Annotated in this window: 10 protein-coding genes; 7 read left to right on the top strand and 3 right to left on the bottom strand. The window is 38.8% G+C overall.

The window, feature by feature from the left end:
• Positions 1-120: 120 nt before the first annotated feature.
• Complete coding sequence (locus ACFIO5_RS04165; protein WP_375642912.1) at positions 121-324, bottom strand: hypothetical protein; 204 nt, start codon at positions 322-324, stop codon at positions 121-123.
• Between the two features lie 562 nt (positions 325-886).
• Here ACFIO5_RS04165 and fsa point away from each other — a divergent pair.
• Positions 887-1,540, top strand: a complete 654-nt coding sequence (gene fsa, locus ACFIO5_RS04160) for a fructose-6-phosphate aldolase (protein WP_375633461.1) — start codon at positions 887-889, stop codon at positions 1,538-1,540.
• On the opposite strand, the gene lptE is transcribed toward fsa, so the two are convergent.
• Complete coding sequence (lptE, locus tag ACFIO5_RS04155) at positions 1,537-2,127, bottom strand: LPS assembly lipoprotein LptE (protein WP_375633462.1); 591 nt, start codon at positions 2,125-2,127, stop codon at positions 1,537-1,539. The genes fsa and lptE overlap by 4 nt on opposite strands.
• On the bottom strand, positions 2,114-4,756 hold the full coding sequence (gene leuS, locus ACFIO5_RS04150; protein WP_375705115.1) for a leucine--tRNA ligase: 2,643 nt from the start codon (positions 4,754-4,756) through the stop codon (positions 2,114-2,116). Before leuS ends, lptE begins: the two co-directional genes overlap by 14 nt.
• A 165-nt stretch (positions 4,757-4,921) precedes the next feature.
• Here leuS and ACFIO5_RS04145 point away from each other — a divergent pair, with 165 nt between their 5' ends.
• From ACFIO5_RS04145 to ACFIO5_RS04120, 6 genes are all read left to right on the top strand, one after another.
• On the top strand, positions 4,922-5,611 hold the full coding sequence (locus ACFIO5_RS04145) for a YggS family pyridoxal phosphate-dependent enzyme (protein WP_375633464.1): 690 nt from the start codon (positions 4,922-4,924) through the stop codon (positions 5,609-5,611).
• A 1,107-nt stretch (positions 5,612-6,718) separates the two neighbouring features.
• Positions 6,719-7,006 (top strand): hypothetical protein, encoded by a 288-nt coding sequence (locus ACFIO5_RS04140; RefSeq protein ID WP_375705114.1) that lies wholly within the window; start codon positions 6,719-6,721, stop codon positions 7,004-7,006.
• Positions 7,007-7,611: 605 nt separating this feature from the next.
• Positions 7,612-9,555, top strand: a complete 1,944-nt coding sequence (gene acs, locus ACFIO5_RS04135) for an acetate--CoA ligase (RefSeq protein ID WP_375705113.1) — start codon at positions 7,612-7,614, stop codon at positions 9,553-9,555.
• Positions 9,556-10,093: 538 nt separating this feature from the next.
• Positions 10,094-10,753: a cell division ATP-binding protein FtsE gene (gene ftsE / locus ACFIO5_RS04130; protein ID WP_273723097.1), complete on the top strand. Its 660-nt coding sequence runs from the start codon at positions 10,094-10,096 to the stop codon at positions 10,751-10,753.
• On the top strand, positions 10,746-11,699 hold the full coding sequence (locus ACFIO5_RS04125) for a cell division protein FtsX (protein WP_375633467.1): 954 nt from the start codon (positions 10,746-10,748) through the stop codon (positions 11,697-11,699). The genes ftsE and ACFIO5_RS04125 overlap by 8 nt, the downstream gene beginning before the upstream one ends.
• A gap of 4 nt (positions 11,700-11,703) precedes the next feature.
• Positions 11,704-12,372 carry a YdcF family protein gene (locus ACFIO5_RS04120; protein ID WP_375633468.1) on the top strand — a complete coding sequence of 223 codons (669 nt, stop codon included), beginning with the start codon at positions 11,704-11,706 and terminating at the stop codon, positions 12,370-12,372.
• Positions 12,373-12,550: the final 178 nt, after the last annotated feature.

The raw sequence follows: 12,550 nt of genomic DNA, 5'->3' as shown, positions 1-12,550 counted from the left end.
ATTCAACATGATATTGTAAGTGCGCTCTTCAACAAAGCTATCCCATAGTGTAACTTCTTCCCAACACACACGTTTATTTTTTTACCGCCTCATATCTCAATTTATCTTCAACAAACTGATTTATAAAGATATAATCATCATTTTACCTATTGTAATAAAACCCTCAATACGATGAATTTTTCTCATTTCAACCCCATCGAGGAACATTTGTAAATCCTTATTAATGAGAGAGTCTCCCATGATTTTAATTACAGGGAGAATAATATCGCAAATGGAACCGTTACAATATTCACCTTGGCTTTGTGCCAAAACGTGGAAACACATGCGTACATCTTTCAGCTTGATTGAGAATCAAGCAACAATACAAGTAGCACAAAAGCGTATTGTTGAAGAATGGGTAACACAGAATAAATCAATGTATTGACCATAAAAAAACACTTCATGTGTAAAATTTACATGCCTTCTTCAATGGTGTTTTACGATAAAATAAATCCATTCGCTTCTATCAAAAATGAGGTTAAATGTCCCCCCCTGAAAAAGGGAGGTATCTTATGATGCTCTCTCAAATATCAAGAGCAATCGCAAATAGGAAATGAGCAAAGTGTTTGATAATGCTAGCTTATTTCCATAAATATAAAAACACCGCTACGCAAAGATGCCAATACGCAAAAATGTTGATACGCAATGAATTCTATGCCTTATCACGAGTAACACTATGAAATGGGTGTGGAAACGATAAATCATATTTCTTTACCGAAAACGGGTACATGATTAACACCATAGCATTCTTGTTCTTTACACAGATATTAATTCTTTCTCTTGCTTTTACAGTCAACAATAGCGCATAACAAAAAATAAGATAAAAGCTAAAAAGAAGAGGTTAGATATGAAGTTTTTTGTGGATAGCGCCAATATCGAAGAAATTCAAGAGTTACAGAATTTAAGCCTTGTTGATGGTGTTACCACCAATCCCTCTCTTATCCTAAAATCAGGACGCAATATTCTTGATGTTACAAAAGAAATTTGTGCTCTCGTTAGCGGACCTGTTTCTGCTGAAGTTGCAGCAACGGAATTTGAAAGCATCATGAAAGAAGCAGCTGTTTTAGCAAAGGTTGCCGACAATATTTGTATCAAGCTTCCTTTAACACTCGATGGATTAAAAGCCTGTAAAGCCCTCACAGCAGCAGGACTAAAAACAAATCTCACACTTTGTTTTTCTGCCAATCAAGCCTTATTAGCCGCCAAAGCAGGTGCAACATTCGTTTCACCTTTTATTGGTAGACTTGATGATTGTGGAAATGATGGAAGTGAACTGCTTCATGAAATTCGCACAATTTATGATAACTATAACTTTAAAACACAAATCTTGGCCGCTTCAATCCGCACCGTTAATCATGTCAAAGAAGCAGCACTCAGAGGTGCTGACGTTGCAACAGTTCCACCAACAATCTTAAAAGCACTGGTCAAACACCCTCTCACCGACAAAGGGTTGCAAATATTCCTCGACGACTGGAAAAAAACAGGACAAAATATTGCTTAATATCTAGAATTTTTATTGGAAAGATCTTTTGAAAGTAACAAAAAGATCTGTTCAGCCAACTCTTCCGCAACACGTTTTTTTGCATCTTCTTCTGCTTGCAGCGTTGCATATTCTTGACGAAGTCGCTCAAAAGATGCATTCATCATTGCTGTTCCTTTTGCAACAAGAGTATTTTTCATATCCTGCAAAGTATAAGAAGCTCTGCTCATAACAGTTCCAACAGAAGGTCGTCCCTTTCTCTTTTTCTCGAAATCAACCTCTATCTGCATCGATTCTCTTGTAAAGACGGATATCTGCAATGCCAATCGATAAGCAGGTAGAGAAGGTTTACCACCATTTCCATACAAAAGAAACAGCAGATGATTGCGCACCATTTGACCAAAACGATCCGAAGGTTCTTCCACAACAATAGAAGCAAGCTTTTGCGCTAACCCCAAAGAAAATTGTTCAGAAGAGTGCCCAGAAGCAGAATTCATTGTCATTGCACTCTGCAACTCTTGACGGTAAAGCGGTTCAACTTTGCATCCACACAACAGTGTAAAGACACAAGCTAAAACAACAAGCAGAAAACTTTTAAAGAACGACATTCACAATCCTTTGTGGAACAATAATGATTTTTTTCACAGGCTTTTCAAGCAGCTGTGCCTTTACAAAATCTAAAGCCAAAACCGCTTCTTTAATCATCACCTCATCAGCAGTTGCTGCAACGCTCACCTCACCACGTTTTTTACCATTAATTTGTACTGGCAAAGTATAGCATTCCGCAACGGTTAACGCACGATCATAAACAGGCCAAGAAAGCGCAGATATTAAATTTTTTCCCCCTAAAGCAGCATGACATTCTTCTGCTAAATGGGGCATCATTGGTGCAATCATAGCAAGAAAAAAATCCATGGCTTGACGTAAAGAAGCTTTCATTTCATCGTCAACACTTTCTATCCTATTTAACAACGGTGCCATAATATTCAAGAATTCATAAAGGCGTGCAATAGCCCGATTAAAAGCGAATTTTTCCAAATCATCTTCTACAGCGCAAAGCGTGCGATGTGCAACCTTTGAGAGTTCCAAAGCTGCTCCCTGATGCCCTGCACAAGGCGCCACATCCTTTAAAATAGAAGCACTCACAGCTACATGGCGCCAAACACGCTGTACAAAGCGATGTGCACCTTCAACACCAGATTCTGTCCAAATGACATCCCGCTCGGGGGGAGAATCTGACAACACAAACCAGCGCACAGTATCAGCGCCATAGGATGCGATAATATCATCAGGATCAACGACATTCTTTTTTGATTTTGACATTTTCTCAATCGAACCAATTGTCACTTCACTTTGATCGGTTAATTTATAAGCACACCGCTTTCCATCTTTTTCAACAATGGAAATATCCGCTGGAGAAACCCACCCTTGATCATCTCGATAGGTTTCATGCACCACCATCCCTTGGGTAAAAAGCCCCTTAAAAGGCTCATCTACCGTCACATGACCGACCAATTTCATAGCACGCATAAAAAAGCGCGCATAAAGAAGATGCAAAATCGCGTGCTCAATTCCACCAATATATTGTTGCACAGGCAACCATTCAGCTGTTGCTTGTTTATCAACAGGTTCCTGCGCAAAAGGAGCCGTAAAGCGTGCATAATACCAAGAAGAGTCAACAAATGTGTCCATGGTATCGGTTTCGCGTTTGGCCGGTTGACCACAGGAAGGACAAGTAACATTTTGCCATGTTTCATGCCGTGCAAGAGGATTTCCTGGTTGATCAAAAGTAACATCATCAGGCAACACAACCGGTAAATTAGCACGTGGAACAGGGACAACCCCACAAGTTGTACAATGGATCATCGGAATGGGGCACCCCCAATAACGTTGACGTGAAATCCCCCAATCACGCAAACGAAATTGCACTGTTTTCTTCCCTTGCGGTTGCCCATTGAGCATTTGTTTTTCAAGCTTTTTAGCAGCTTCTTCAAAAGCTTGTTGGGGTGTTAAACCATCCAAAAAGCTGGAGTTGATCATCACCCCATCACCCGTATAAGGTGTTTCAGTAATAACAAAATCTTCTGCTTGCTCTCCTTTTGGCAAAACCACTGGTTTTATTGGAAGATCATATTTGCGCGCAAAATCGAAATCTCTCTGATCATGAGCCGGACAACCAAAAACAACCCCTGTTCCATAATCCATAAGCACAAAATTCGCGATATAAACAGGAATATGTACTGTTGAATCAAAAGGATGAACTGCCAAAAGGGGCGTGAGAAATCCTTGTTTTTCAGCTGTTTCAAGTGCTGCCGTTGTCGTTCCACCACACCGACAGTTTTCGATAAAAGCACTCAACGCTTTATCTTTCTTTGCCAAAGCTTGTGCAATGGGATGGTCAACAGACAGAGCTAAAAAAGAAGCGCCAAAAAGTGTATCAGGACGTGTTGAATAACAAAAAACCTCATCAAATGTCTCACAAACATCATCAACACCACTTGTTGCCTTTAAAGCCCAACGAATCAGCAAACCTTGTGATTTTCCAATCCAGTTTTTTTGCATGGTGCGAACTTTTTCCGGCCATTGGTTCAGCTCTTCAAGCCCAGCCAAGAGCTCTTCACTAAAGTCGCTAATTTTGAAAAACCACTGCGTCAACTCACGTTGTTCAACCAACGCACCAGAACGCCATCCCCGCCCATCAACAACCTGTTCATTGGCCAAAACGGTGTGGTCAACAGGATCCCAATTCACCTTAGCCACTTTACGCGCAACCAAACCCTTTTGATAGAAATCAAGGAACAACATTTGTTGACGATGGTAATATTCCACATCACAAGTCGCAAATTCACGTGTCCAATCTAGTGAGAGCCCTAATTGCTTTAATTGCCCGCGCATCACAGCAATATTCTGATAGGTCCAAGTTTTAGGATGCACTTTACTTTGCAGAGCAGCATTTTCAGCCGGCATACCAAAAGCATCCCAGCCCATAGGATGAAGCACATTAAAACCCTTTGCCCTTTTATAGCGTGCCACCACATCCCCCATGGCATAATTGCGCACATGCCCCATGTGAATACGGCCAGAAGGATAAGGAAACATTTCTAAAACATAATATTTTTCACGAGCATCTTCTTGAAGAGTCTGAAAAATTTTCTTTTCATCCCAAATTTCTTGCCATTTTTTTTCTCTCGCACGTGGATTATAGCGTTCGCCTATATTATAATGTTCAATCGTCATTCCCATTATACTCTTTTAATAAAACAGAACCAAAAACTTGTTTTATTATGCTTGACCATGGATTAACCTCATCGTCAACATTTTCGTGAAATATTTCCCTAAGTATTTTATAAAACTTTTAAAAAAACGACCAACTCTTGAACAAAAAAGGTAAAGCACAAAAACATGAATACACAAACGCCCCTCGATACCCCTTCCATTGAAGCATGGCAAAACCTTCAAAAAGACATTGCAGCAATATGCCAAGAGTTACAACGCCCTGTAGAAGAAATTGAACTTATCGCTGTTTCAAAAACTGTTTCTGCCGCTGATATACGTCCCCTTTTGCAAGCAGGACAATCTTTGTTTGCAGAAAACCGCGTACAAGAAGCGGCACAAAAATGGACTGCTTTACGTCAACAATTTGAAAATATTAAACTTCATCTCATCGGTCCCCTACAATCAAATAAAGCCGCCGAAGCTATCAAAATTTTTGATGTCATTCAAACGGTTGATCGTGAAAAAATAGCCAAAATTTTATCCGAAGAAATGCAAAAACAAAAAAGGCATCTTCCTTGCTATGTTCAGGTTAACATTGGCTTAGAACCGCAAAAAAGTGGTATCTCACCGCAAGAAGCGACATCTTTTGTCAACCAATGCAAAAACAACTATGGACTTGATATCATCGGTCTTATGGGCATCCCCCCTGTCGATGAAAACCCCGGACCCTATTTCGCGCTCTTAGCAAAATTAGCAAAACAAGCAGGTCTTTCAAAGCTTTCCATGGGCATGTCCAGTGACTTCAAAACCGCTCTACAGTTTGGCTCTAACGTTCTTCGCATTGGCTCTGCTTTATTTGGAAAACGCCCTGTGTAAAGCAATTTCCCCTCATATAAATTCATTCCCCCCTTCATATAAATTCCCATTGAAGATTCTACGAACAAGCCAAAAACAGCAGAAATGAGAAAAAATATTTCCTTCAATATCAATAAAAGAGCAATTCTAGCAAAAAAGATTTCAGTCCCTCTTTCATCCTGTTAGCAAAATAAGCAAAAAAGCTGGTCTTCTCAAAATTCTCACCGGCACATCCACAACACGTACAATAGATTTAAGATAGCATTGCAATTTGGCTCTCATATTCTCGCACATTGGTTCTACTTCACCTCCCCTCTGACCGCCTCTCCAGCAAAAGCAATATAAAAAATAAATCCTTATATAAAGGCAAAATGATAAGAGGGGCGTTGCGCATGAATGAAAAAACTGTCGCGAAATAAATAATTACAAAAGAATATTGAATAAGATCATCGCAATGATTTCCATTAAAAACCACGAATTCTCTTAAACTTCTCCAACACGCGTAAACAATTTCCCCACATGCCAATGGCATAAAGCAGGCAAAAAGAGGCTTATGGCTGCATAATACAGTAACAAAACTCTTTCATGTAAGTCACTTGAGCAAAATAAACATCTCAAATGCCCAATAGAGCACCAAGAACCGCGCTAAACAACATGAATAGCAATCTATAAAGTCCAACGATAGCATAAAGGCTTTCTATGCTCTACAAAGCGTAACATACGATCAATATTCGCCTGAAACATAAAAGAACAAATCCCAAGCATATGCGCATAATACATGCAGGCAAAACAATGGCAATGAGATAGATCCCAATAACGATATTTCTTTATCGTTCTCGTAAACAAAGAGAAAAACTTCAACTTTTCATATACGCAATTTTTCTAAATTTAAAATTTAATTAAGAAAAAATATGGTGTAATTTCTTATATTTTAAAATATTAAAATTAATATTATTATCTTTTTAAGCATAAAAATTTCATATATACATAATTTATATATTATTTATACAGTATTTTTATTGCTATTTTTAAAGTTTATCTTTGACATTTATCTAAAAATACGCGATAGGCATTTGAAATGTATCATTATGATACTACTTTTGATGTAGATAATTAAGGAGAATTAATATGTTTGGTTCATTCAACACATTCGGTCATATGGCGACAAAGCCTTCTTTTGGTCATTCGCACAATTCAAGACCTACTCATGGAAATGCATGCAGTCCTAATGCTTTTCTTTCTCACATGAATGCACAAGGTTTTGACTATGCAGTTGCAGGAGGGATAACCGGAGCAGCATTGGGAGCTGCAACTGGTCCAGGTGCACTTATGGGTGGACTTACTGGTGCCACGACTGGTTTCTTCGGAGGTTTTGGTTTAGGGTTCGTACAGAAAGTTCATGAGTGTTGGTTCTAATTTTTAGAGAGCAACTATAAAGATATCTCTGAAGTTAATAATTTGTAATTTTTTTCGAAAAATATCTAAATTATATTATCTACAATTATTATTGAGACGGACTTCAGAGATATTTATAATTTGTAATTATATTATAATTTGGATTGCGTGATGACAGATCTTATCTCTAAAATTATTGAAACGCTTATAGCAACATTTTTTTTTGGTTTAATATATCTTTTTTATTATAATTTTATTTCTTATAGTTGGAAAGATTCTCTAAAAAAATCATTATTAATAAGCTCAATATTCTTTCTTGTTAGTCTTTTATTTAACTATATTGGTTTATATCAAATTCTGAGAAATATTTTATAATAGACATTTTTAAAATGTCTTAGTGTGTTTATAAAAAGCTCTATACCGCAATAGGTTTTGCTATATTTGAGTATCCTAAAAACATAGAATACCTTCTTTAATATCATCACATCAGATTTAAAAATTGACTATTCTAATCTTTGTCATTTAGTCTAACCTCATAATGAAAAGCTTTTGGGAAAACTCTGCCACAAATATAACCATACAAAAATACAGAGGCAGATTTTTCCAAACAATAAAAAGAGGGAAACATGACTGAAAAAATTTATCCAATATCAGAAGAGATCAAAAAAAATACTTTACTCGATGAGGAAACTTATCAACAATGGTATCGAGAAAGCATTAATGATCCAGAAAGCTTCTGGGCAAAACATGGTCAACGCATTGAATGGTTTAAACCTTTTACAAAAGTAAAAAACACTTCTTTTAACGGAGATGTCTCCATTCAATGGTACGAAGATGGGATAACAAATGTTACCTATAATTGCATTGATCGCCACCTGAAAACCCATGGAGACAAAATCGCGCTCATTTGGGAAGGAGATAATCCTTATCATGATAAAAAAATAACCTATAACGAACTTTATGAACATGTTTGTCGTTTTGCCAATCTTTTGAAAAGTCGTGGCATTAAGAAAGGCGATAAAGTAACCATTTATCTTCCTATGATTCCCGAAGCAGCCTATGCTATGCTCGCCTGCGCCCGCATTGGTGCTGTTCATTCGGTTATTTTTGCTGGCTTTTCTGCTGAGGCAATAGCAGGACGCCTTGTCGATTGTGAATCAACCTTCATTATTACCGCTGATCACGGCTTGCGTGGCAGCAAACGGATCAACTTAAAAGACAATGTTGATCATGCTATTGAGATAGCAGCGCGCCAAAACGTGCATGTGGACCAAGTCATGGTTATACGGCGGACTTGTGGACCCATTCAATGGATAGAGGGACGTGATTTTTGGTACCACGAAGAGATAGCTCATGCCAAAACAGCTTGTCCACCAGAACCAATGAACGCTGAAGATCCGCTTTTTATTCTTTATACTTCAGGCTCCACCGGCAAACCTAAAGGTGTTTTGCATACCACAGCGGGCTATCTTGTTTTTGCCTCGATGACTCACCAATATGTTTTTGATTACCACCCCGATGAAGTTTACTGGTGCACAGCTGATATTGGTTGGATAACCGGTCATTCTTACTTGGTTTATGGACCTTTATGCAATGGTGCGACCACTTTAATGTTTGAAGGCACACCAACCTTTCCTGACAAAGGCAGATTCTGGGAAATTGTCGACAAGCATCAAGTCAATACACTCTATACCGCACCAACAGCTATCCGCGCCTTAATGGGAGCAGGAAATTCGTTTGTTGAACACTCAAACAGGACGTCGTTACGTCTTTTAGGAACGGTAGGCGAACCTATTAACCCAGAAGCATGGGAATGGTTTTATCATACAGTTGGAAATGACCGTTGTCCGATTCTCGATACATGGTGGCAAACAGAAACAGGAGGGCATATGATCACACCCTTGCCTGGTGCAACCCCCCTTAAAGCAGGATCAGCCACACGTCCTTTTTTTGGTGTTCAACCCCAAATTGTTGATGCCCAAGGCAATATTTTAGAAGGTGAAGCAGAAGGCAATCTTTGTATCAGTGATTCATGGCCAGGACAAATGCGCACGCTTTATAAAGATCATGAGCGCTTTATTCAAACTTATTTTTCCTCCTATAAAGGAAGATATTTTACAGGCGATGGTTGTAGGCGCGATAGTGACGGCTATTACTGGATTACAGGGCGGGTTGATGACATTCTCAATGTCTCGGGACACAGGTTAGGAACTGCTGAAATTGAATCAGCCCTTGTTTCTCATCCCGCTGTATCAGAAGCAGCTATTGTGGGTTACCCGCATCCCATTAAAGGACAAGGAATTTATAGTTTTATCACCTTAATGGAAGGGACAGCGCCGAGTGAAGAGTTACAAAAAGAGCTTATTAAACATGTAAGACAAGAAATAGGTTCTATTGCCATATTGGATAAAATTCAATTTGCCCCACAGCTTCCCAAAACGCGATCAGGAAAAATTATGAGACGTATTTTACGAAAAATCGCCGAAAACGATTTTGATACTCTCGGAGATATCTCAACTCTTGCCGAACCACAAGTTGTTGAAGATCTGATTGCTAACCGACAAAATTAAAGAACCCACGAAGAAATATAACATACGGTGGTTTTTGTTTTTTTTTGCTAAAATTATCTCAGCATTATTACGAAAACCACCGAGGAGAATAAAAAACAAAACAATTCATGAAAAGCTCAATCATTCTAACAACAAACGCTTTTCTTCATGAGAGGTAAGAAATAATTTAAGCAAAAACCTCAGGATTGGGATACGAACAAGAATAAGAAAGTAAGATAAAAAGAGCAACATAGCTTTTTAAAATCACCTAATGTCCACTCAATGCAAAAAAAGCCTCTGAGTAAGAAGGAAAAATAGTTCTGATGTTTATGCTAGAATCCCTTTGAAATTCCTGCTAAAATCATAAATAAGGCTAAAAAAAGAAAGTATAAGTGATAATATTCTTGAGCAAAAATATTTATCTATAACGAGGGTGTATAAAAAATATTGAAAACCATGAAATCTAAAATAAACAAGCTTACAACAAAAATCTAAAGCAATGAAAGTAAGAGTTATTAGAATAAATGATGCAATATAAAATCAGGAGTAATAATAAAAAGTGATTCATTTTGAAAATGTCGGCCTACGCTATGGAATGGGCCCTGAGGTCCTTCGTGATATTAGCTTTCATATTCCTCCTGGATCATTTCAATTTCTCACAGGTGCCTCTGGAGCAGGGAAAACGTCGCTGATGCGTCTTATGTTTTTAGCACTCAAACCCACCCGCGGTCATATTGATCTCTTTGGAACAGACACAGCATTACTCAAACGACAAGAGCTCCCTGCGCTGCGACAACGTATCGGGGTGGTTTTTCAAGATTTTCGTTTACTCGACCACATGACCACTTATGAAAATGTTTCCTTACCTTTACGCATTAAAGGACAAGAAGAAGCAACCTATCGCAGTGAAGTGGAAGATCTTCTCTGTTGGGTAGGTCTTGGAGATCATATTCATGTTTTACCACCGGTTCTTTCCGGTGGGGAAAAACAAAGGGTAGCCATTGCACGCGCACTCATTGATCAACCTGAAATTCTACTTGCCGATGAACCCACCGGAAATGTCGATCCGCCCTTGGCAAAACGCCTCCTGCGTTTGTTTATTGAATTAAACCGTTTTGGAACGGCTGTTATCATTGCCACCCATGATATTGCCTTAATGGAACAAGTTGCAGCACGGCGTATGCTTCTCCATAACGGACGGATGACGATTCATGAATAAATTTTTCTCCGTTTTTACCAGCAATAAAAAAAATACAACAGCGATTATTCCCAGTGGTAATATTTCTGGAAAAGCATTGGTTGCCGTGATTGCTATTATGACATTTCTTTCAAGCCTCACCTTAATCGGAGTTGATTTGGTCCAACGTGCCGCCGAAAATTGGAGTAATCAGATTAGCTATGAAGCAACAATACAGATACGCCCCATTGACAATGTTGATATCAACAAAGCACTCCGTGATGCCGTACAATTGGTTAAAACATTTTCTGGTGTACAAGATGCAAAAATTGTTGACCAAAAAGCTACAGAAAAGTTACTGGAGCCATGGCTTGGAACAGGCTTCAATGTCAATGAACTACCCCTTCCCCGCCTCATCATTGTGACCCTGAAGAGAGATGAAAAAATCAATTTTGCAGCCATTAATCACGCCATTAAAACCCAAATTCCAGGAGGTCAATTTGATGATCACCGTGTTTGGGTTCATCGTTTTGCGACCATGGCACACACCACTGTTTTCATTGGTTTTTCAATTTTAGCATTGGTTTTAGGCTCTCTTATCCTCACCATCATTTTTGCCACCCGCAATGCATTGGCAGAAAATACACATATTATCAATGTCTTATATTTCCTTGGTACTGAAACTCTTTTCATTGCTCGCCAATTTGACTGGCATTTTTTTAAAACTGCGCTGCGTGGTGCTTTATATGGTGGTCTCACAAGCATATTTCTATTTTCAGCCTTTTGTCTCTGGACGAATTATAACTTGGGAAGAGTAGAAGCTAGCCAAGTAACAGCTTTGTTTGGACATCTTTCCATAAGTTCCATCCCCTACGGAAAAATCATTTTTCTTATTATTTTCGTTTCTTTTCTTACCACCCTTACAAACCGCATGACTATTTTAGCGCAACTGAAAAAAATTGATCAATGTGAAAACGGTTTATTTTAATTTTATGACTCACAACACTTTCAACTCATTGACGCAAAACAATTTAGAACGTCCTCTTCCAAAACGGCCCCACTATAATAGTTGGTCTCCCTGCTTTTTATTTCGCTATTTTCCACCGACAACCCTTACTCTTTCAATCATTGTTTTAATTTTCTGGGGCGGTTTTATTATTTTTTCTGAAAAAACCGAACGACTTGTCCCCCCAACACCTCTTCCCAAAGCCGATGCTATCATTGTGCTTACAGGTGGAGAACACCGAATAGAGACAGGACTTCATCTCTTACAAAAGGGGCTTGGTTCACGACTCCTCATCAGTGGCGTAAATACCTCAACAAACCTGAAGAGTTTCATGCATAACATGCATATTAACCCACAGCTTATCTCCTGTTGTATTGACATTGGGCATCAAGCGATTAACACCAGAGGAAACGCCGAAGAAAGCGCTGCTTGGATCGAAAAGCATCACTATAAAACCCTTTATATCGTCACCCATGATTACCACATATGGCGCTCGATGCGTGAACTTAAATATCTCATGCCTGATATCCATTTCATTGCTTATCCTGTGAAGAAGAGCAAAGCTGAAAGCACAATACAACAGATCAAGCAAGCCCGTATTCTCATATTCCAATATATTAAAACACTGCAAGTCTATATCAGAACCGCCTTCTGACCTTTCTCCCTGATCTTTATTCTTGTGACTTTAAACCTTGCTACCCTCTGACTGCTTTACCCTTCTCTCCATACCTTTCCACACGAATTACCGCCATAAAAGCCCGCCAGAACTTCCCCCCATACAAAGCACAACGCCCCGATACACGTGTCACTGTCTTGCACATTAACCAAAAAAC

The sequence above is a fragment of the Bartonella sp. AA86SXKL genome (assembly GCF_042196885.1).
The sequence above is the reverse complement of the archived record's forward strand: the minus strand, read 5'-3'. Positions and strand labels throughout refer to the sequence as shown.